The sequence below is a fragment of the Levilactobacillus cerevisiae genome (assembly GCF_003946245.1).
Lineage (GTDB): Bacteria > Bacillota > Bacilli > Lactobacillales > Lactobacillaceae > Levilactobacillus > Levilactobacillus cerevisiae.
On the sequence record NZ_RHNN01000040.1, the window covers coordinates 1 to 20,522 of the forward strand.

A 20,522-nucleotide genomic window follows, 5' to 3' on the forward strand; every position below is an offset into this window, starting at 1 on the left:
AGGTTATTAGCTTGAAAGTACTTTTCTAATAAAGCCCCTTTTTGAATTAATCGGCGAGAACGGGCTTTGCGGGCTTGCCGATTTTCATAGTATTTAGATTGCCGTAATTTAAAATCTTCCCGCTCAATTTTTTGTTTTAAACGCGCTTGTTGCTCGACTAGTTTTTCATATTGATTAGACATGGAATTTCCCCATCTCGTATGGCTAATGATCTACGGACTTTACCTTTAAAAATTCAGAAAATTGCTTAGCTAAAAGCTTAATCTGATCGTTAGACAAATTAGCATAATCTAAATTGGCTTGACTGATGATTTGTTTACCTAGCCGTTGTTCAATCTTATTTTTTTCGTCCTTAATTTTTTGATTAAGGGCTTTTAATTTAGCTTCTTGTTTTTCTAAGTTACTTTGAGACATAACTATCCCTCCAATCATATTAGAAATAATCACCGAAACTATATCATATAGGAAACGTTAAGTCAAAGGATAAAAGTTGAAATAGCGAAGCGGAAGGCATACACTAAAAGTAAATTCAGGAGAATCAGAAGACCGAGTGAAACGAGGTCAATGCGCACTTACACACAACATGAAGTTGTGTTGTGCTAAAACCCTAAAAAACTGTATCAGAAGTCGCCGTTGGCGACAACAAAAACCAAAAACAAACCCCCAAAGAAAGGAGATAACAGCAATGGCAATTTTTCACATGAGCTTTCAAAATATTAGCGCTGGAAAAATGCGTAGTGCAGTTGCTAGTGCTAGTTATCGAAGTGGAGAAAAACTATTTTCTGATAAAGAGGGAAAAAGTTACTTTTATAAACGTGATGTCATGCCAGAAGCATTTATTTTAACACCAAAAAATGCACCAGAATGGGCAAAAGATAGGCAACAATTATGGAATGAAGTTGAGAAGAAAGACCGTAAATCAAATTCACGTTATGCTAAAGAGTTTAACGTGGCTTTGCCAGTTGAACTAAGCGAAGATGAACAGAAAGAATTATTGACAAAATACGTGCAAGAAAATTTTGTTGATTCAGGTATGGTTGCCGATGTGGCAATTCATAGAGATCACCCAGATAATCCGCACGCTCATGTGATGTTAACTAACCGGCCGTTTAATTCAGATGGAACATGGGGATTGAAAAGTAAACGAGAAAACATATTAGACGAAAATGGGAACAAGACTTATACAGGAAATAGTCGTTTCCCAAGATCAAGAAAGGTGTGGTTAGTTGATTGGGATAAAAAAGAAAAAATCAATCAATGGCGGCGCAATTGGGCGGTTAGTGTAAATCAAGTTTTAGAAGCTAAAAATTTACCAGACCGTATTAGTGAAAAATCATATGAAGAACAAGGAATTGATGAAGTGTCAACACAACACGAGGGTATCAATTCACAGAAAGAAAAACGCCAAGAATTTAATCAAAATGTTAAGCAACAACGACAAGCAAAAGCAGAAGCAAAAAATGCTAATGAAAAAATCCATAATGAACGCCGTATGCAAACCTTACAGCGCCATTATTCATTTGATGAAAAACGACTGGTTGCACAGTTAAGTAATCGACTAAAAACATTTGTTAGCTTAGAGAACCTAGATGAGAAGCAACGTATGCTATTTAATTGGAAAAATAGTGCCATGATTAAGCAAGCAGTAGGGGAAGATGTGACTAAACAATTAGTTACAATTACACAACAAGAAAAGTCACTATCAGAAGCCAATCAATTATTGGATAAAGTCGTTAATCGAACCGTTTCAAAACTTTATCCTGACGTTGATTTTGAGCAAATAACAATGGCAGAAAAACGGGAGTTAGTTAAGGAGACGGACAGCGAACAAAGGGTATTTACAGGAGATGAACTAAAAGACCGTTTAGCCATGATAAGAACAAACATTATCAATCAACAGGTTCTGACGTTTACAAAGCGCCCATTTGCTAGTTGGTTAATGCTTGAAAAACAAGAACAGCGAGCTAAGGAAACTATTAGTGATATTTTGGCTAATAAAGGTTACCAACTAGCAGATATTAAGCGTACAAAGGGTACGCTGTTAAGTGACTTTGATGAGAAACAACAAGCTGTTTTAAAGAAGAATATCAAAGAACTTTCAGCAATAAATGAGACTAAACAAGTGGTTGATACGCAATATAACAACGTATTAAGTAAGACTTTCCCTGATATGAGCCTTGATCAAGTCAAAATGACTGAAAAAGAACGCCTATATACAGCAGTTGTTTATTATAATCCTGAACTTAAATCACTAGAAAAGCGTGATTTAGATCAGTTGAGAAATAATCCGCCTGTTCAATTCACGACCCAGGAACATGCCCAGGGACTTGCTTATCTAAGCGGACAGGTTAAATCTGATGAGATTCAAAACGCTAATTTGTTACGTGTATTGAAGAATAGGGGGACACAACAGTTATTCATTGGGGAAGCAGGACAAGATAAAAAGATTTCTGCTAAGCAACTTGAACAGGCTAAGCAGGCAGTAAAGCAACATAATCAAAAGAATGATGATTTCCGAAAAGAGAATATGCCTGATTATCGAGCCGTTAATTATAACGAAAATACCCCAGCAAACTATATGAACAAATTATTGTCAGATACCTTAATGAGCTTACTTTACGAGAATGGACAAGACCACGAACTTAACAGACAAAAGAAAGCACAAAAAGAATTAGAATACGAACTGGATAAAAAGAAGCGTCAACATCAGAAGCACAGTCGCCACAGTGGTACAATCCATAGATAGGCTAGGTGTAAGATAGATGTAATGAAAAAGAAAAAATAAATGGTGACAACGTAACCATTTTTGTGATATAATTTATTCATACAAATAAAGAAAGGGGGGATAGCATTTGAAAAATAGCAACGAGTGGCACACATTAGCGGAGGCTAGCCGAATTTTAGGAAAAAATGACCGCTATGTGAGTAATTGGATAAAGCGTCATGATGATTTCCCCAAGCCAATGCTAATGGATATTTCAGGTAAGAAAATCATTCATGATAAAGGTATTCAATGGATTTCTGAACACACAAAAAAAGAGGGCGTCCTCAAAAGCAAGGTTAGTGCTATTGAGGATAAATTCCTAAAAATGACAGTTTTAGGAAAACACCCTAACATACCATTTTACATGTGTATGAGTGGATAGGCTAGATATACTTAATAACCATTTAAAGGGGGTGGCGCAATGAAGATAGAGAACTGGCAAGATGTGGACGAACATTTGGTAGTTGATAATGACAAAGCAATTATTGTTAAGGATTCAAAACTACTGGATAATCCCGAAGCGTTAAAAACCGAAATGCAAAGAAGCGGTAAGCCAGTCACAGAAGTTAGAAGTAAGTTAGTTCAGAAGTCAGTCAAAAGTAGGGTCAAAACCGATCCAACAAAAATCAGTGGTTGGTTTGACCGTAAACATGAGAGTGACAATGCTCAAAAAGCCGAAAAGCTGGTAAGTAATAAGCCAACTCATCAATATAAGCAAATCAAAAATGAAATGACCTTTTTTGGTGAGAGCTTCTTGGAAGGCTTCTTAGGCTTCTATGGCTTAGAAGTTGATAACGCCTTAGGCCGTTATGAACATAACTTGCATGTCCTAGAGACCCAAGAGTTAGGCCAGTCAGAAAAAGAGTATTACTTAGCCACGAGTGAAAATGGCCACGTCAGATTAGCCACCGACCCATTACCAAGCCAGCAAATTGCCGAGGAACAATTGAACAAGTTCTATCAGCGTGAGCCAGAAGAAACGCAGGCAGAACAAATTCAATTACGAACATCAGAAGACGATAGGAAGGAGGAATAACATGTCAAAATACAGAAAAATGAAAGCGCTAGCAACTACTGGAGCTACTGCGATTTATTTGGGCTTAATGAACGCCCAGGTTGTTTTGGCGGCGGACGGTGGCGAAGTTAAAAGCAAGCTAACCAGCGCTGGTAAGACGATTCAAGGTATTTTAACTGGTTTGGTCGTTTTAGTTGGGATTTGTGTCGCGCTATTTATTATTATCAAAAGAATGCCTGACGCAGACGATCCGCGAGAGAAATCAGAAGTTTATCACGCGGTTGGTCGGGTGGCTGGTTTAGTGGCCTTAGCGGCAGCGATTATCTGGCTATTACCTTGGGTTTACAGCCTATTCACTTAATTTAAAAAGGAGCCTGCCAAATGAAGAAAGGAAAAGAATTTATCTTCCCAGAAAACGTGGATAAAGATTACGGGATCTGGAAAGACTACACCTTGAAGGATTTTGGCTATGCGGCGCTGGCAGGACTAGTGGGCTTAATTTTTATTGCGATCCCACCCTATGGTCTGATCTTAGTCCTGATAAAAATAGTGATTGTTGTCTTAGCCATGACGATTGTCATGGCTAAGACAACAATTAGGCCAGTTGCGGCGCGGAAGAATATTAAAGTGCGGGATAACTTTAAGTTGAAACGCCGCTATGCCAATGGTCAGAAACTGTTTTATTTGAAACCGAAGAAGCGAGGTGAACTAAATGCGTTTGAAGAAGAGCAAAACCGCCAATAAATCAGTGAAGCTCGATTGGGATTACCAACCGCCTAAAATCAATGGTGGCAAAGAGACCATTGATGACATGAGCTTGGTGGTGGGTATGTATGGTAACTACGAAGTTACCAAAACGGGTAATCTCGTTGGCATTTTGGAAGTTAGTGGGATCAACCTTGATCTGCTTAATGAAACCGAACAACAGGACGTTTTTGAGGACTATGGCGCGTTCCTCATGAGTACCTTAGGTGAAGGCGTTGATGACACGTTACAGTTCTTAGAACCGACGATTCCCGTCAATATGACGGCTTATCTCAATGGTCTCAAGCGTCGGTATCTTGCGTTACAAAAAGATCACCCGGAGCAACAGTTCAAAATCCAACTCATAGCCAGTTATTTGGACCACTTTACTAAACTCCAGGAATCCAAAAACATGACAACTAAGCAACACCTGCTAATCGTTAAGGTACCGATTAAAGACAAGAGCGTTAAAAGCTTAAACTTAGCCGTCACTCATTTAGACGAAAAGATCGAACAGGTTAAACGAGACATTGAAAATGCGTTAACGGATTTTGATGTGACGGCCAAAGTTTTGACCAGTCAAGAAGTCCAAGAGATTTTAAAGAACTTGATCAATTTTAATGGATAGGGGGCAACAGTATGAGTTTTGGTGATAAGGTCATTGATTTATTTATGCCAACTAAAAAAGAGCATAACCAAGGCAACAGCGACCAAACGGGTAGTAAGCCCAAACCGGAGGTTGAGGATTTTACCAAACTGATTGATCGCGATAGCTTGCATTCACTATTCCCGTTTAGCTGGGAACAGTACCCCACCTACGTCCAGTCGGGGGAGAATTTTATTCGGGTGTTAGCGATTGCTGACTATCCCAAGCGGGTGTATGGCAACTGGTTATCAGAATTAAAGCGTAAAAAAGGCGTTATCGATATTGTGCAATATATCGACAGCGCCAGTAATAATTCAATGATTACCTATTACAAGAAGACGATTCAAAATAAGGAAGCGCAGAAGTTAAATACGTTCGACCCGTATAAAAAGAAGATTCTGCAAAATTATATTGATTCAGCCAACATGCAACTAGATAAATACCTCGATAATTCTACCACATTTGTCTATCAACATATGCTCATTTATCTGCGGGCCAACAGTTTAGCAGACTTAGATGACTTAACCGAAAACGTTAAGAATACGTTGATTAAGCTACAAATGAAGCCCCTAGTGCCCGTTAAAGCAACTTTCCAAGCTTTTTGGTCAACAATGCCGATTAATGAAAACTTAATGAGTGATTATACGTATAAGGAAAGCAATACCGAGGTTGCTAGCTCAATGTTTCCATTTGACGACGCAGAAATTCTAGACCTGAAACCAAGAAGTGATATTGAGGGTGTCAACAAGGACACAAATAGTTTAATTGCAGTTGATATGTTGGATCGTAACAAGACCTTGAACCAGAATATGGTTGTTATTGGTACTTCCGGTGTGGGTAAAACAACCTACATGATCCAGAAGATTTTAAGATATGCCATTCAAGACTATCAAATTTATATCATTGATCCAGAAAATGAATATACCAAAATTGTCGAAGCCCTAGGTGGGGCAGTCCTGCACCTAACTTCTAATGCTAAGTACAAAATTAATCCAATGCAAATCTTTTCCGAGGAAATTTTGAGTGCTGATGAAGCCGTGACAAATCTTGATGAATTGGTAAAAGATAAAATTCAACGTCTGAAAGGTTTCTTTGAAGTCCTTAAAACCGGGATTACCCAAGTTGAACTGGCAATCCTTGATGATGTCGTTAAACAAGCTTACGTCAACAGTGGCATTTTAAAATATAGCCGCTTAAAAGAAATTAAAGACGATCAGTGGCCGACCTTATCCAATGTTTATGACGAGTTGGAAAAATTGGCAGATAAGGACGCCGACAAATTCAATCGGGTTAAAGACTTCTACTACATCTTAGGTAGTTATACCCATGGTTCTAACAGCCTATTTGACGGCCACACCAACGTTAACTTAAAAGGGAAAATCATTTCCTTTGATTTAAAGCCCCTACAAAGTGAACAGGAAGTCCAATCAGCGGCCTACTTGAATACCTTCCAGTATTTGTGGGACGAAATCACCAAAGATCGGCATAGCCGCAAAAAGTTATTTGTTGATGAATTTCACTTTTTGACCTTGCACAAAGCGGCCGCCACCTTTTTCCACCAAGCATACAAGCGGTTTAGAAAGTACAATGCCGGAGCGATTGCCGGAACACAGCAAATCCAAGATGTGATTGAGGGAACAACTGATACCGGGCAAAATATTGGGGAAGCAATTATTGGGAACTCCTACACCAAAGTGTTCTTTGGTCTTGACGGTAAAGGCGTTGATGATGTGATTACCAAGTTAAGAATGACGTTCTCGGATAAAGAAAAGAAGCTACTAGAACGCAGACGACAAGGCGAAGCTCTGATGATCTATGGTAGCCAACGCGCCTTTATGAAAGTTGAATTGACCGAAGAAGAGCTACGACTAATCGACCCAGAAGCTTACCAAGAAAAATACAACCGTGAGACAGCCGGACAACCGGATTATCAAAAGCGCGTGGTCTTAACACCTAGTGAGATTGACGCCTTGACCACTACCGAAGAGGAAGGAGGGACTTTAAATGAGTAAATCAAACCAGTTATTAAATATCGAAGTTGGGACTTTCAAACGACTGGGGAACAAGTTAATTCTCGAACTCAATCACAATCAGTTTCGATATGACCAGTTGAGTGAGCTAAACGAATTAAAGCAAGCTGATTCCAATTTCTTACAGTTGGTTAACGTGGTTGAGCAAGGCCAGAAGGTTGTTTTAACTTATACCTTGCCAGATAAAGTCAGATCATTAAAGGACTTGCCACATGAAAATAAGGCAATCCGGTCAGCGATTGCCAAGGAAATTATGGCGCAAAAGGTGGTTAACGATAGCCAGTATCACATTGCGTTAAACCCAGCCAACCTATGGTATTACCCAATGAAACATGTTTGGTACGCCTACCAGGCCAATGAACTCATGCCTTATGATGATAAACATAGCAATTTAGCCAAATACAAAGCACTGATTCTGTTTTGCTTGACGGGGACGCCCTATGAACGACTACTAAGCAATCCCCAAGAAGCCTTGGCCAAACACCCGGACGGCTATTTACAACAAGTAGCTAAAGCTACGTCGTTAAATGAGTTAACGGAAGTGGTTAACGGCATTGAGGACTTTGTGAGCTATCACGAATGGCAGGAAGTTGAAACGGCCCAGCAGAAAACCAAACAACGTTTATGGTTGAGTATGGCCGGGGTGGCGATTGTGGCCGTTTTGGCCGTCGGCTTAGTCCATAAAAGTGACGAACGAAAGTATCAATCTCTAGCCGACCGAAGTCAAACCCAAGTTACTCGGTTAAAATACAGTAACCAAATTCAAATGGCCTTAAACAATCATCAATGGTCAAAAGCCAAGAAAGCTATGCAAAAAGCCAATTATAGTGAGACCCGTCAGGCTCAAACATTCTTGAAACACAAACAATACCAGCAAGCCTTGAATGTTGACCCAAGTCAGTTGAACAAAATTATAAACACTGCTTACGACAACAAAGATAGCAGTCAAGTGGCCGATTGGCAGTTACCAACTAAGGCGACGAGTAAGCAAAAAGATCAATTGAAACTCGAAAAAGCGATTGTTAATTATGATACCAATACGCTTAATAACCAATTATCCTTTACGACGAACGCTGATGTTTTATTGAGAATGGGACAAGCTTTCCTCGCCCATAATGATACGCAAGACGCCCAGACCGTCCAAACCAAATTAGCCGGTGTGAATAGTCCTAAAGCTAAGTATTTGAAAGCCCTGTTAAGTCTCAATGCCGCTAAGAACGAAGTTAGCGACGCCCAAAAGAAGTTAGATGACGCCAACAAGATTGATGGCAAAGATAAGGACAAAGACAAGAAGGTGGATTCGGCTAAGTCGGACTTAAAGAACGCGCAGAGTGACCAATCAGCAGCGCAAGATAAAGTTGATAAGGCAAAGCAAAAAGTAGGTGCTTAACATGGGACTAGCCTATGAATTTCAAAAGAAAAAAGTCAAATTCATATTATATGGTATCGTAGGCTTTTTCATAGCAATTATATTGATAATTGCAGGATTAACAGGAGATTTAGAAGAAAATTGTGGAGATGATACTACATCAAGCCAAGTTACCAATGTAGACGATAAAGGTATGGAAGAAAATGCGAAAAACATTGCTAAGCATTGGAAGCAAAAGTATGGTGCCACCCCACAAGCGGCCGCCGGTATCTTGGGGGTCTTACAACTAGAAAGTCGCCTTGATCCCAAGTCTGTTAATTCCAGTTCCGGGGCCACGGGCTTAGCCCAGTGGTTAGGTGGTCGAAAAGATAAACTGGAAGATTTAGCCCATAAAGAAAATAAACCAGCGACCAATCTCGGGGTACAGTTGGATTATCTCGACCAAGAATTGAACAGTAGTTACTATGCGTCAAACAAGCAGATTTTTAAATATACGGACGTGCATAAAGCGACCAAAGCCTGGTTAATGGATTACGAGGGTATGTCTAAAAACCCTGAACAATGGTTTTTGTCAAAGCGTTATGCCTTTGCAGATCACTGGTATTCAGTAGTTGGTACAAAAGATCCAGTTGCAGGGGATAGCTTAAAAAATGCTAGCCAAGATGAGGAAGCCAACGCTAATCTAGATTGCGCTAGTGATACCGATACAGGCAAGGCAGACGGCAATATAATTAAAACAGCCAAGAGCATGAAAGGTTATTTCAAGTATGGGCAATCGCACCCTAGCGCTGATTTAGGAACTAACTTAAAAAATCCTAACAAATCAGGAACAACTGATTGTTCAGGATTTATCTGGCTTACCTTGAACAAGGCAGGCTACAAAGTTCCCGCAAATATGGGCTGGTTTACTGGAACAATGGCAAGTGACGCTAAAGGATCACACCAATACTTGAAACAAATTAGTGAAAATGACGCCAAAGCAGGCGATATTGTCATTGTCAATCAGGGTGCGGGTGCAGGAAATAACGGACACACCGCTTTTATTACCGAAAATTGGCATGGTAAAAACACAAAGATTATTGAAGAGGGTGGAGATACCACAGGACATGTAAACGAAAGCACCTTTGGCACCGCCTTTTATAGCTTACTAAATAGTGGTGATGTAACGTTAGCCCGGCCAATCAAGAAGTAAGGAGGAACCAACAAATGAAGCGTAGCGTGGTTTTAAGTATTGCACTTGGTAGTTTGATCTTAATTATGTCATTAGGAACGAATGCCTATCAACATAGCCAAGTTAAGCAGGCGCAACAACAGATCAGTCGCTTACAACAGCAGAAGCGACAAGTTAGTCAGCAATTGACTAAAACCAACCAACAAAAGCAGTTATTGAGCACCCAAATTGACAGTTATAAGACCTACCAAAATAATAAAGACAAAAGTACCGCAGAACTTGACTTTAACAACACCACAAACGAGTTTTTAAAGTATATGTTTACATTTGAACCTGATTCATACAAAACCCGCAAGGAACATATTAAAGGTTTAATTTCAAATGATTTATATAACCAATATTTCCCAAGTAATCAAAATTTTGGTGATAGTAATAACGTTTCTTCAAAGCTAGACCAAGCCAAGGTTTATACCCGAGCCAAGCAAGACCAAAATATTGACGGATTAGCCGTCATTACATTTGAAAGTAAAACAGGTAGCAACGACTTTAAAAAACAAACTGTTTTGTATCAATTAAGTTATGATACGACCGCCAAACAGTTGACTAAGGTCAAAAGTTTAGGAGATAGCTTTGAAGCGTCAGACATTCAATAAAATTATCAAAACACTTGCTATCTTGGCGGTATTAGCAATTATGGTAATTTTTATCGGACATAACTACATCAATACGATTGAGAAAAGGCGAGAAATAGTGCAGATACCAAAAGATACCAAGCAAACTTTGTTTTTCTATCGGGACGATTGTTCAGATTGTCAGTCAATTTTTCATCAGATTTATTGGCACAACGCAATCAATCACAACATCGTCTTAATTAACATGAACCAACCGCAGAATCGGCATTACATTCAAAAATATCAATTAACGTCAGTACCAACCTTGATTCATGGCAAGCAACGATACTCCGGTACCAACCAACAAAGGATTAAACAGATAGTAGGTGATTAGATGAAAGACAAATTATTAAACAGCGTTAAAGTCAGCTGGCCATATCTACTAACGCTAATCATTGGCTTGTATTTAGCGGAGATTTTAGCTGGATCAGTCATGGCCTTGTCGCACTATAAGCTAACTTTTGCGGATCATATGCCAACCGTATTAAAACAATTAGCCTTGCACCCCTGGCACTATTACAACTTGTATTTGGGTCAAAAGAACCCGGTATTAATTATCGTCAGTATCGCTGTGGTCCTATACACCATTTATTTTGCTTTGAAACGCAATAGCAAGCACAAAGCGTGGGAAACAGCAGATACGGACACCCATGGTAGTGCGACATGGGGAAACGTAAAAGATTTATTAACACAATATTTTACGATAAGTTCCAAAGATTTAAGCAGTCAGTTTAATGAAAGCCTGAATTCAGACGTTATTAAGCAGTTGCAGGATAAGGGGGAGCAGAAATGAACGGTACAATTCTAGGTATGGTTGATAAGCAAATTATTTACCAAAATAACAGCACCAAGCCCAACCGAAACGTGTTCGTTGTCGGGGGTCCAGGTTCTTACAAAACGCAATCGGTTGTTATTACAAATCTTTTTAACGAAACACAAAACAGTATTGTCGTAACCGACCCAAAGGGAGAACTTTACGAAAAGACAGCAGGTATTAAAGTCGCTCAGGGCTATCAAGTCCATGTTGTAAATTTTGCGAACATGATACATTCTGATCGGTATAATCCGTTTGATTATATCGAACGAGATATTCAAGCTGAAACCGTGGCAACAAAGATCGTGCAAAGTGAAAATGCCGAGGGCAAAAAAGATGTGTGGTTCAGTACCCAACGTCAGTTGCTGAAAGCCTTAATCTTATTTGTAATGAACCACAGAGAGCCAAAAGAACGCAACTTAGCAGGAGTTACCAACATTTTACAAAAGTTTGATGTTGAACCAGACAAAGATGAAACTGATAGCCCCCTAGATTCACTTTTCTTAGACTTAACCATGACTGATCCAGCTAGACGAGCTTATGAACTAGGTTTCAAAAAAGCCAAAGGAGAGATGAAAGCCAGTATCATTGAAAGCTTGTTAGCAACCGTCAGCAAGTTTGTTGACGCCGAAGTTGCCGACTTTACAGGATTTTCAGATTTTGATTTAAAAGATATTGGCAACGCCAAAGTTGTGCTATATGTAATTATCCCCGTCATGGATAACACTTATGAAAGCTTCATCAATCTGTTTTTCTCACAATTGTTTGATGAATTATACAAATTAGCGTCCGATAACGGAGCAAAATTACCTAATCCAGTAGACTTTATCCTTGATGAATTTGTCAATTTAGGTAAATTTCCCAAGTATGAGGAGTTCTTAGCGACGTGTCGGGGGTACGGCATTGGCGTGACGACAATTTGTCAAACCTTAACCCAACTACAAGCCTTGTATGGCAAGGATAAAGCCGAGAGTATCTTAGGTAATCATGCGGTTAAAATTTGCTTGAATGCCGCTAATGATGTGACTGCGAAATACTTTAGTGATTTGTTAGGTAAATCGACCGTAAAAGTTGAAACCGGTAGTGAGAGTACCAGTCATAGCAAGGAAGAAAGTCACAGCAAAAGTGATAGTTACAGCTATACGAGCCGTTCACTCATGACGCCTGACGAGATCATGCGAATGCCAGATACACAAAGTATATTAATTTTCTCAAATCAACGACCAATTAAAGCAACAAAGGCTTTTCAATTTAAGTTGTTCCCTGGTGCTGATCATTTAGTTGAATTGAAACAAAACGACTACACCAGTGAACCTTCAGGAAGTCAGGTTACAAAGTTTAACGAAGCAAACAAAAAGTGGGAAGCGGAGTTAGCAAAAGCCAAAGCTACAAGAGCAAAGAATGATGTAAAACCCGAAGAAGAAGAAGATATGCAAGACGAATTAGACCAGGCAACGAAACAACAAGAAAGCGTTCAAAACGAAAACGAAGATGTGAACTTTTAGGAGGCTATATTGATGAGTAATAAGAAAATCACAATTGCTAGTATTGTTCTAGTATTTTTAGCAGTCCTACTAGGTATTGCTTTTATATTTGGACATAAAACCACCGCAGAAAAGTTACAAGCACAAGAATGGATTTTAACAAGCCAAGAAGAAAGCAATACCGTTAATTTTAAAAAAGATAACACCATGATTTTAGGGAAAGAACCAATGACCGAGAATTTTAAATACTCAATCAAAAAGCAAGGTAATGTTGAATATTTGAAACTTACACACCACGAAGATTTAGGAAGTGACGGTAAATATTACTTCAAAATCAAAAAAACAGATAGTGGCTACTCATTGATTTTGGATCGAGGTAAAACTAATCAACCAGCTAAAAATGCAATGTATGGTATGACAGATAAAAACAACTTAGTCTCAAAGTAAGGAGGAAAGCGTATGTACTCACAAAATTTTGTTGTTGGGTCAATTATTGGAGATAAAATAAACGACTGGTTGAAAGATGTATTTAAAGCAATCATGAACTTTGCTGTATCAGGTGTAAAAGCAATTTTAGACCAATTAAGTACATCTCTACCAATCATTGATACATGGTACGGTATATTTCTTGCTTTTGCGACATCAATGGTTGTCGTGGTTGTCCTAGCAAGAATTATCATTACACTTATTGGCGAGGCGGACGAAAGTACAGATGTAACGTGGGCGAACATTATTATAGACGCTGTTAGATCCGCAATTGCAATTCCGGTCATGGTCTTTTTACAAGCATTTTTGCAAACAAGAATCATCTTACCACTTGCAAAAGGCATGTTTGATATGAGTGGTAAATTTTCCGCAGACGCTGTTTATTCAACATCACAAGTCACGAAAAGCATTAAAATTACAGGATTTATGCAAATACTATTTCTAGCCTTTTTTGCAATCGTAACCGTAGCATTTTTCCTTAAAATGTGTATCTACTTTGCAGATATGGCATTTTATAACTTATCAATCCCGATTGTTGCTATGTCGATTGCCAGTGAAAGTTTTGATTATAGCTCAACCTGGTGGAAAAAATTAGTCTATTACAATGTTTCCATGTTGTCCCAAGTGTTATCACTAACCTTATCAATTTGGTGTTTCACACATATTGGCTCAAAATGGAGCTTTGTTGCCTTTATGGGAACTATTGGTTTTGGCTGGTTAGTACTACACACACCACATGTTATTCAAGACTTTTGGGCTTCAACAGGGATTACCAAAAGTGCTGGACGGTCAGTTATGCGTGGTATGGGTAATATTGGACGAAACATGCTTAGAGGACAGTAAAGGGGGAAACATTAAAATGTCAAACACAGTAATCTTAGCTGAAAAACCGAGCCAAGCAAGGTCATACGTTGAGGCATTTCAAAAAAGCACAAAAAAACAGGGTTACTACACGGTTAGCGACCCTGTTTTGCCCGAAAATACGCTTGTCACGTATGGTCTCGGACATTTAGTTGAACTAGCCACACCGGATAAATATGATCAGAAATATCAGCAATGGGCCCTATCTAATTTACCGATTTTCCCCAACAAATACAAGTTTGTGGTGTCAGCTAGTAAAAAAGATCAATTCAAGGTCGTCAAAGACCTGTTAACGAAGGCCGATACCATTATTGTTGCCACCGATAGTGGTCGGGAAGGCTCTAATATTGCGTGGTCAATCATGAGCCAAGCCCAGATTGACGTTAAAAAGAAGACCATTAAGCGGCTATGGTTGAATAGCCTAGAAAAAGACGCCATTATTACCGGCTTTAAAAATCTTGGCGATTGGCACAAAGACTACTTAGCGTATAAAGAAGCCCAAACCCGTCAAATTAGTGATTGGTTGATCGGTATGAATGGTAGTCCTTTGTATACTTTATTGTTGAGACAAAATGGGGTGCGCGGGGTGTACTCAATTGGTCGAGTGCAGACGCCAACTTTGTATATGGTTTATCAAAGAGACCAGGCAATCAAAAACTTTAAGCCGGAACCCTATTTTGAACTAAATGCGGAAATTGTAGCTAATCAGCAAAAATTCGTCGCAAAATTAGACCCCTATCAGCGATTTAAAGACGAAACAGGGCTAATAACATTCATGCAAGCTAAAAACGTTCAGAAGGGCTCACAGGACGGTTTAATTAAGGACGTCCAAAAGCAAGGCAAAAAACGTGCTAGTCCCCAACTATTCTCGCTATCTAGTCTCCAAAGTGCCATGAATAAACGTTATCACGCCAGCGCCAGCCAAACCTTAGCGGCCATTCAAAGTTTATATGAAGCCAAGTTGCTGAGTTATCCCCGCACCGATTGTGCTTATATCACTGATGAAGAATTTGATTATTTAGTGGCTAATCTGACGAAGTATCTGGGTTTGGTCTCTAAGCCAGTCGCTTTAACCAATACCACTCCGAACAAACGCTATGTTGATGGAAAAAAAGTTGAAGAACACTATGCCATTATTATGTCTAAAGTCGTGCCGACGAAAGAGAAACTAGCCAGCTTGCCTAAATTACAGCAACAAGTCTATGACCTGGTTTTAAGGACGACGTTAGCGATGTTTGCTGATCCGTACGAGTACGAAGAAACCACCATTATCACCCAAGTTGGTGACGCCAATTTTAAAGCAACCGGTAAGGTCCCAGCTAAGCAAGGTTGGCAAGCTTTATTTGATGATCACAAAACCGACCAGCAAGAGGCAGCCACCCTACCGATCGTTCACAAAGGCGACCAAGTTCAAGCGAATCTGCAAACACCGCAAAAAGAAACGACACCACCGGTGCCCTTTACCGAAGGTACCTTAATTACGGCAATGAAGACGGCCGGTAAAACACTTGATGATGAAGAAGCCCAAGCGATTCTTAAAGATGTGCAAGGCATTGGAACGAGTGCAACCCGGGCAAATGTGCTGGAAGTGTTAAAGAAGCGCGGCTATTTAGTTACTGAAAAGAACAAGCTCCACGTCAGTGAAGCCGGAATTACTTTATGTAAAGCGGTTGAACTCGAACCCTTGTTAACTAGCCCAGAGATGACAGCAAAATGGGAGCAAGCGTTACAACAAATCAGTACCGAAGAACGCACCCCGGATAACTTTTTGAACCAAATCAAAAAGTTTGTGAAAAAATTGATTGCTGATGTTCCCACGCAATTGACTGGCAGTGCAGCCATTAAGCAACAAATCGATCACCAACAGCAAGCGCAAAAAGCCGCCGAAGTATTCTTAGAAACACCGCAAGCGACCGTTTTAAATAAACAGAAGTTTTACATTGTGAAGCCCAAGCAAGGTGAAGATTTTACCTTACCTAAGAAATGGAGTAGCAAGACGCTCGGGAAGACCGCAATTAAAGCGTTGGTCACCAAGGGGGAAACGAGCAAATTAAAGGGTTTCAAGAGCAAAAAAGGAAAGTTGTTTGACGCCAAGTTAAAGCTTGACGGCCACAAATTAAGTTTTGATTTTGATTAGAACCTGCCTACCGCCCTACACTACGTTCCGGTTGGTTAACCCGTCATTTAGGTTCACTTTTACAATCCCAAAAGTAAACCTGAACAACGGGTGAGATTAACAAAGCAAAGGAGATCATAAAATGAACAACGAATTAGCAGTTTTAGCCAGTGAATTACCCGTTTTGCAAGCTAAAGGAACCTACAAGTATTTAAAAGAAATCACTGGTAACGGCGCTTATTATCAAGTAGCCTGGCAAAAATTGTCTGACGGTTACGTTGCCCTTTATGGCACGACCCCGATTCAAATAAGATCATTGCCAACATTGAATGATATTTTTGAAGATGAGGAGGGGTAACTTATGCCAAATAAAGCAGACGTTAAAGCCTGGAAAGCACAATTAGTCGCCCAAGCCGAACAGCAAATCCTAAAATTAACCGATAGTGACCGATTTAAACAGTATCTTAATACCCTGGCTAAATTTCATCATTATAGCGCCAGAAACATTGATTTGATTTATGCGCAAAATCCTCAAGCCACTCAAGTCGCCGGTTTTAAGCAATGGCAGAAGGCTTTTAACCGCACCGTCAACCGGGGCGCAAAAGCGATTCGGATTGCGGCTCCGATCATTAAGAAGCTAACACCAGCCGAGAAAAAGCGTCTTGATACCACCGATGAGCGCGCCATTGTCGGTTATCGCTATCTACCCGTCTTTGATGTGGCACAAACTAGCGGTGAACCAGTGTTAAGTGCTAAAGACTTTGTCAAAGAAAATTTGGCCGATCATCAGAATGTGACAAGCTTGTATAACGCATTCAAGGACTATCTAAACCAGCAAACCGACCTTAAAGTCAGTGAAGTGCCTTTAGCGACGCTAAATGGGGCTAAGGGGTATTTTCAACCCAGCACTAATGAAATCGTCATTGGTGGCGATGAGCCCGACAATGCTTTGAAACTAAAGACGTTATACCACGAATATGCGCATAGCCAGCTACACGGCTTAAAATCAGCCTTTAAAGATCGGCCACGAGCCTATCAGGAAACCCAGGCCGAAGCGGTCGCATATGTTGCCATGCAAAATATTGGCGTTGATACCAGTAACTATTCACTCGGTTATGTGGCTACCTGGGCTAAAGATACAGCTGTGATCCATAGTGCTTTAAGTGAAATCCAGCAAGTTAGCAACAAAGTGATTGAACTTAGCGACGGGTTAACCAAACAATTAGGCTTACAAGCAGCCCAAAAAGAGCCTGAGCATGATTTAAAAAAGCTATCCGCCCAGGATCTTAATAAGTCCTATCAAGGCTTGCAACAACAAATCCAACAGGCAACTAGTCCACAACAGAAAGCGCAATTTAAAAACCAGTTAAACGATGTGCACCAAGAAATTAGTGATCGAACTCAAAAACAACTGAAAGCATTTTCTGAACAAAACCCGGCAATTAAACAACCCGAATCCGAACCCGATCAAAGTCTAAAACGTTAGCCAGTTTTTAAAGGGCATGCTATAATGGAAACAGAAAAGGAAGCCCCGCCGAAAACAGGACTTCCCACGCAAGCCGCTTCAAAGGCGGTGGCATAATTACAAAACTATATTAATGTCGTCCCGTAACTCGCCAAAGTTATAATCGGGGCGGCTTTTTTATTTGTTCCTTTTGTCGATGTACGTTAGCAACGCTAAAATAAACATTGCAAATAGCAACATCAACGAGAGTGTCTGGAAGACGCTCATTGACTGTGAAACCTTCCTGAAGATTATTCCATGTTCCCATGGGCCTCACCTCGCAAGGGAAAAGACAGCCACCGCCCTTAAAACTTCCTGCGTAATCCATTATACAGGTGAATTAAGTGTTGACCAAGCACAATAAAAATTAAGTCATGGGGTTTCATAGGATCCTAAATTTGATCAAATTAAGAATCAGCAAAACATCTTTTTAGATACCCTTTTTTAAGTTCTTGGAGTTTTTCAAGCTTACGCTGATGAAGAGTGATGGTTTGGTCAAGTTGTTTGAAAAACGAACCCACTTTAGCTTGCTCGTCTTTGTTTTTTGGCAAAGTTATCAGCAAGTCTTTAACAATTGAGCCGGATAAATTCCCTTGGCCACCTTGTAGATAAGTTGAGATGATGGTTTCTTTTTGTTTTTTTAGCCACTGAACAATCATGTAAGGATCGTCACCTTTAGTTGGACGGATAGCTAGTATAGCTTGGTTAATTGCCCCGTTAATTCTTGAAATACTCGTTTCACCACTGGTTGCGCCATATAGAGCATAAAGAATATCACCGATCCCTACCATCTTTGCTGACGAGTTATTTAACCCAGCATCTGTGATAAAAAGCTCTGTTGAATCTGATGAGATTTCACCCGAACGGATAAACGGAATTTCACCGCCATAGTATTCAGCTTTCCCTGCGGTCGGAGTTCCACCAGAAAAAGAGTCTGTGATAGCACCCAACTTACGCTGTTCCCAAGCGTCAGCAAACCCTGCAAATCTTAATTGTGGGAACTTGCTACCATTTTTAGGGAACAATTTCTGCAAATATCCCTGTTTAAGTTCCTTAAGCTTAGCTAACTTACGCTGATGAAGGGTAATAGTGTCATCAAGTTGTTTGAAGAAAGAACCAATTTTTTGTTGTTCGACTATTTCAGGAACTGGCACTAACATCTCCATAACTTTATTCTTGGAAATGTTATATCGTGAAATACCTTGAGCTAGTAACATAAACTTCTTACGAATCACTGGTGAACGTAACATAAATGCTAGATAATAAGGGTCAAACTCAACCATTGGATGATATCCAAAACAAAAGCTGTTTAGGTAGATATTCTCAGCGGTTTCAAGCCATACAGAAGACATTCCAACCTCCTGTGGTGTTTCTGATGATGTTGTAAAGAATACGTCGCCATATTCAACTTGATGTTGTTTTGAATCAACTTCAACATTTTCAACCATTTCTGAGTTGGAGACAGGACTACTAAAAACGTTCATATAAGTAACAAATTTTGCATTCCCATGCCCAAAGTCTTCTTTAGTTTTTCCACTTAATCCTGTAAAAGTATAGCCCATTTTCCCCAACTTACGCTGTTCCCAAGGATCAGTGAAACCTTTAAATCTTAATTGCGGATATTTAGCTTGGTTATCTTTCATTGTGGGCCTCCGGTTTTGACTGATCATTAACCTGGGTGGTCACTAACTGGCTAGCTAATTCATTAAAGGCTTGTTCATTCTGACTGATCTCCTCGTCCAGTTGCTTTAGATCAGCTTTGACTTGGTCCAGATCGATCTCAGGTTCCGGTTCAAACGTATCAACGTAGCGCGGAATATTTAAGTTGTAGTCATTCTCTTTGATTTCTGCCGGTGAGGCCACGTGGGCATATTTATCGACATCTTGCCGGTTTTGATAAGTCGTCACAATTTTTTGAATATTGGCTGCCGTTAGCTTATTTTGATTCTTGTCCTTTTCAAATTCCCGAGACGCATCAATAAATAAGACGTCATCAGTGGTTTTATGTTTCTTTAAAATCATGATCAACGTTGGAATACTGGTGGAATGAAAAATATTAGCGGGTAGTCCAATAATGGCATCAATCCGGTTATCCATTAGAAGCTTTTGGCGAATTTTGCCTTCCTTAGCCCCCCGAAATAGCACACCATGGGGTAGGACAATGTCCATAGTCCCATGTTCCTGCAAATGATAAAAGCCATGTAGTAGGAAGGCAAAGTCGGCTTTAGATTTAGGCGGTAAGACGCCATAGTCGCGGAAGCGAGGATCAGACAAGCGTTTGTCACTATTATCCCAGTGTGCCGAGTAGGGTGGGTTCATAACAACCGCATCAAATAAGTAAGGTTCGTCAACCGGCCAATCTTTACTTAATGTGTCGCCATTGCGTAAGTGCATATCGTCATACGAGACGCCATGTAACATTAAGTTCATTCGGGCCAGGTTATAGGTTGTGGTGTTTAATTCTTGACCGTGGTAACTCACTAAACCCGGATTTTGCACGTGCTGTCCGACATTTAATAGCAGCGAACCAGAACCAACTGCTGGATCATAGATAGTCCGCACTTGGTTATCACCTTCATTGCGCTGATAGGTCACAATCTGGGCAATAATGTCGGACACCTGCCGCGGGGTATAAAATTCACCCGCTTTTTTACCGGAATCACTGGCAAATTGCGCGATTAAGTATTCATAGGCGTCACCTAGGACGTCGCCTTGATGATGGATAAGATCAATCGCATTTAAAGCTAACATGGTATCACTAATAGTTTGGTTCCGTTGTTGTAAAGAACTGCCTAATTTATTACTACTTAAATCCACATCGGCAAACAAGCCCGAAAAGTCTTGCGC

23 protein-coding genes are annotated in these 20,522 nt (G+C 40.0%); 18 read left to right on the forward strand and 5 right to left on the reverse strand.

Going from position 1 to position 20,522, the window contains the following annotated elements:
* Both EKM99_RS14375 and EKM99_RS14380 read right to left on the reverse strand, forming a co-directional pair.
* Positions 1 to 182, reverse strand: a 182-nt coding sequence (locus tag EKM99_RS14375) for a hypothetical protein (protein WP_125584090.1), incomplete at its 3' end; no start/stop codon positions are given.
* A gap of 22 nt (positions 183 to 204) precedes the next feature.
* Positions 205 to 432 (reverse strand): hypothetical protein, encoded by a 228-nt coding sequence (locus tag EKM99_RS14380; RefSeq protein WP_003555660.1) that lies wholly within the window; start codon positions 430 to 432, stop codon positions 205 to 207.
* Between the two features lie 253 nt (positions 433 to 685).
* Here EKM99_RS14380 and mobQ point away from each other — a divergent pair, with 253 nt between their 5' ends.
* From mobQ to EKM99_RS14470, 18 genes are all read left to right on the forward strand, one after another.
* On the forward strand, positions 686 to 2,746 hold the full coding sequence (mobQ, locus tag EKM99_RS14385) for a MobQ family relaxase (RefSeq protein WP_125584091.1): 2,061 nt from the start codon (positions 686 to 688) through the stop codon (positions 2,744 to 2,746).
* Between the two features lie 106 nt (positions 2,747 to 2,852).
* Positions 2,853 to 3,146, forward strand: coding sequence for a hypothetical protein (locus EKM99_RS14390; RefSeq protein WP_056988745.1), 294 nt, complete (start codon positions 2,853 to 2,855; stop codon positions 3,144 to 3,146).
* A gap of 39 nt (positions 3,147 to 3,185) precedes the next feature.
* On the forward strand, positions 3,186 to 3,800 hold the full coding sequence (locus EKM99_RS14395) for a hypothetical protein (RefSeq protein ID WP_125584092.1): 615 nt from the start codon (positions 3,186 to 3,188) through the stop codon (positions 3,798 to 3,800).
* 1 nt (position 3,801) lies between these two features.
* On the forward strand, positions 3,802 to 4,140 hold the full coding sequence (locus tag EKM99_RS14400) for a CagC family type IV secretion system protein (protein ID WP_056986310.1): 339 nt from the start codon (positions 3,802 to 3,804) through the stop codon (positions 4,138 to 4,140).
* 20 nt (positions 4,141 to 4,160) lie between these two features.
* The gene (locus EKM99_RS14405) at positions 4,161 to 4,523 is read left to right on the forward strand and encodes a conjugal transfer protein (protein WP_125584093.1); all 363 of its coding nucleotides are present in this window, start codon (positions 4,161 to 4,163) and stop codon (positions 4,521 to 4,523) included.
* Entirely contained in the window at positions 4,492 to 5,151 is a 660-nt protein-coding gene (gene trsD, locus EKM99_RS14410; protein WP_125584094.1) for a TrsD/TraD family conjugative transfer protein, read from the forward strand. The genes EKM99_RS14405 and trsD overlap by 32 nt, the downstream gene beginning before the upstream one ends.
* A gap of 11 nt (positions 5,152 to 5,162) precedes the next feature.
* Positions 5,163 to 7,181: a VirB4 family type IV secretion system protein gene (locus EKM99_RS14415; RefSeq protein WP_125584095.1), complete on the forward strand. Its 2,019-nt coding sequence runs from the start codon at positions 5,163 to 5,165 to the stop codon at positions 7,179 to 7,181.
* Complete coding sequence (locus EKM99_RS14420; RefSeq protein ID WP_125584096.1) at positions 7,174 to 8,589, forward strand: conjugal transfer protein; 1,416 nt, start codon at positions 7,174 to 7,176, stop codon at positions 8,587 to 8,589. Before EKM99_RS14415 ends, EKM99_RS14420 begins: the two co-directional genes overlap by 8 nt.
* Position 8,590: 1 nt before the next feature.
* Positions 8,591 to 9,760, forward strand: a complete 1,170-nt coding sequence (locus EKM99_RS14425) for a phage tail tip lysozyme (protein WP_056988688.1) — start codon at positions 8,591 to 8,593, stop codon at positions 9,758 to 9,760.
* 14 nt (positions 9,761 to 9,774) lie between these two features.
* Entirely contained in the window at positions 9,775 to 10,392 is a 618-nt protein-coding gene (locus tag EKM99_RS14430) for a hypothetical protein (protein WP_056988690.1), read from the forward strand.
* 40 nt (positions 10,393 to 10,432) lie between these two features.
* Positions 10,433 to 10,744 (forward strand): thioredoxin domain-containing protein, encoded by a 312-nt coding sequence (locus EKM99_RS14435; protein WP_056988699.1) that lies wholly within the window; start codon positions 10,433 to 10,435, stop codon positions 10,742 to 10,744.
* Positions 10,745 to 11,203 (forward strand): hypothetical protein, encoded by a 459-nt coding sequence (locus EKM99_RS14440; RefSeq protein ID WP_021357686.1) that lies wholly within the window; start codon positions 10,745 to 10,747, stop codon positions 11,201 to 11,203.
* Positions 11,200 to 12,729 (forward strand): VirD4-like conjugal transfer protein, CD1115 family, encoded by a 1,530-nt coding sequence (locus tag EKM99_RS14445; RefSeq protein WP_063490483.1) that lies wholly within the window; start codon positions 11,200 to 11,202, stop codon positions 12,727 to 12,729. Before EKM99_RS14440 ends, EKM99_RS14445 begins: the two co-directional genes overlap by 4 nt.
* 12 nt (positions 12,730 to 12,741) lie before the next feature.
* On the forward strand, positions 12,742 to 13,155 hold the full coding sequence (locus tag EKM99_RS14450) for a hypothetical protein (protein WP_063490482.1): 414 nt from the start codon (positions 12,742 to 12,744) through the stop codon (positions 13,153 to 13,155).
* A gap of 12 nt (positions 13,156 to 13,167) precedes the next feature.
* Positions 13,168 to 14,037, forward strand: coding sequence for a conjugal transfer protein TrbL family protein (locus EKM99_RS14455; RefSeq protein WP_057811775.1), 870 nt, complete (start codon positions 13,168 to 13,170; stop codon positions 14,035 to 14,037).
* 16 nt (positions 14,038 to 14,053) lie between these two features.
* The gene (topB, locus tag EKM99_RS14460) at positions 14,054 to 16,192 is read left to right on the forward strand and encodes a type IA DNA topoisomerase (protein ID WP_125584100.1); all 2,139 of its coding nucleotides are present in this window, start codon (positions 14,054 to 14,056) and stop codon (positions 16,190 to 16,192) included.
* A 121-nt stretch (positions 16,193 to 16,313) separates the two neighbouring features.
* Positions 16,314 to 16,529 (forward strand): hypothetical protein, encoded by a 216-nt coding sequence (locus tag EKM99_RS14465; protein ID WP_003679901.1) that lies wholly within the window; start codon positions 16,314 to 16,316, stop codon positions 16,527 to 16,529.
* A 3-nt stretch (positions 16,530 to 16,532) separates the two neighbouring features.
* Positions 16,533 to 17,657, forward strand: coding sequence for an ArdC-like ssDNA-binding domain-containing protein (locus EKM99_RS14470; RefSeq protein WP_125584097.1), 1,125 nt, complete (start codon positions 16,533 to 16,535; stop codon positions 17,655 to 17,657).
* A 156-nt stretch (positions 17,658 to 17,813) separates the two neighbouring features.
* Here EKM99_RS14470 and EKM99_RS16125 read toward each other — a convergent pair whose 3' ends face one another.
* From EKM99_RS16125 to EKM99_RS14485, 3 genes are all read right to left on the reverse strand, one after another.
* Positions 17,814 to 17,903, reverse strand: a complete 90-nt coding sequence (locus EKM99_RS16125) for a putative holin-like toxin (RefSeq protein ID WP_072672334.1) — start codon at positions 17,901 to 17,903, stop codon at positions 17,814 to 17,816.
* Positions 17,904 to 18,082: 179 nt separating this feature from the next.
* Positions 18,083 to 19,318, reverse strand: a complete 1,236-nt coding sequence (locus tag EKM99_RS14480; protein ID WP_125584098.1) for a restriction endonuclease subunit S — start codon at positions 19,316 to 19,318, stop codon at positions 18,083 to 18,085.
* The coding region (locus tag EKM99_RS14485; RefSeq protein ID WP_125584099.1) for a type I restriction-modification system subunit M at positions 19,308 to 20,522 on the reverse strand (1,215 nt) is incomplete at its 5' end. The genes EKM99_RS14485 and EKM99_RS14480, both read right to left, overlap by 11 nt.

Excerpts from the sequence above, each read along its gene's own strand:
- EKM99_RS14420 (WP_125584096.1), top strand. The coding sequence starts at position 7,174 with ATGAGTAAATCAAACCAGTTATTAAATATCGAAGTTGGGACTTTCAAA.
- EKM99_RS14380 (WP_003555660.1), bottom strand. The coding sequence starts at position 432 with ATGATTGGAGGGATAGTTATGTCTCAAAGTAACTTAGAAAAACAAGAA.
- EKM99_RS14405 (WP_125584093.1), top strand. The coding sequence starts at position 4,161 with ATGAAGAAAGGAAAAGAATTTATCTTCCCAGAAAACGTGGATAAAGAT.
- EKM99_RS14455 (WP_057811775.1), top strand. The coding sequence starts at position 13,168 with ATGTACTCACAAAATTTTGTTGTTGGGTCAATTATTGGAGATAAAATA.
- EKM99_RS14400 (WP_056986310.1), top strand. The coding sequence starts at position 3,802 with ATGTCAAAATACAGAAAAATGAAAGCGCTAGCAACTACTGGAGCTACT.
- EKM99_RS14415 (WP_125584095.1), top strand. The coding sequence starts at position 5,163 with ATGAGTTTTGGTGATAAGGTCATTGATTTATTTATGCCAACTAAAAAA.
- EKM99_RS14445 (WP_063490483.1), top strand. The coding sequence starts at position 11,200 with ATGAACGGTACAATTCTAGGTATGGTTGATAAGCAAATTATTTACCAA.
- EKM99_RS14425 (WP_056988688.1), top strand. The coding sequence starts at position 8,591 with ATGGGACTAGCCTATGAATTTCAAAAGAAAAAAGTCAAATTCATATTA.
- EKM99_RS14440 (WP_021357686.1), top strand. The coding sequence starts at position 10,745 with ATGAAAGACAAATTATTAAACAGCGTTAAAGTCAGCTGGCCATATCTA.
- EKM99_RS14450 (WP_063490482.1), top strand. The coding sequence starts at position 12,742 with ATGAGTAATAAGAAAATCACAATTGCTAGTATTGTTCTAGTATTTTTA.
- trsD (WP_125584094.1), top strand. The coding sequence starts at position 4,492 with ATGCGTTTGAAGAAGAGCAAAACCGCCAATAAATCAGTGAAGCTCGAT.
- EKM99_RS16125 (WP_072672334.1), bottom strand. The coding sequence starts at position 17,903 with ATGAGCGTCTTCCAGACACTCTCGTTGATGTTGCTATTTGCAATGTTT.
- EKM99_RS14395 (WP_125584092.1), top strand. The coding sequence starts at position 3,186 with ATGAAGATAGAGAACTGGCAAGATGTGGACGAACATTTGGTAGTTGAT.
- EKM99_RS14465 (WP_003679901.1), top strand. The coding sequence starts at position 16,314 with ATGAACAACGAATTAGCAGTTTTAGCCAGTGAATTACCCGTTTTGCAA.
- EKM99_RS14435 (WP_056988699.1), top strand. The coding sequence starts at position 10,433 with ATGGTAATTTTTATCGGACATAACTACATCAATACGATTGAGAAAAGG.
- mobQ (WP_125584091.1), top strand. The coding sequence starts at position 686 with ATGGCAATTTTTCACATGAGCTTTCAAAATATTAGCGCTGGAAAAATG.
- EKM99_RS14430 (WP_056988690.1), top strand. The coding sequence starts at position 9,775 with ATGAAGCGTAGCGTGGTTTTAAGTATTGCACTTGGTAGTTTGATCTTA.
- topB (WP_125584100.1), top strand. The coding sequence starts at position 14,054 with ATGTCAAACACAGTAATCTTAGCTGAAAAACCGAGCCAAGCAAGGTCA.
- EKM99_RS14470 (WP_125584097.1), top strand. The coding sequence starts at position 16,533 with ATGCCAAATAAAGCAGACGTTAAAGCCTGGAAAGCACAATTAGTCGCC.
- EKM99_RS14480 (WP_125584098.1), bottom strand. The coding sequence starts at position 19,318 with ATGAAAGATAACCAAGCTAAATATCCGCAATTAAGATTTAAAGGTTTC.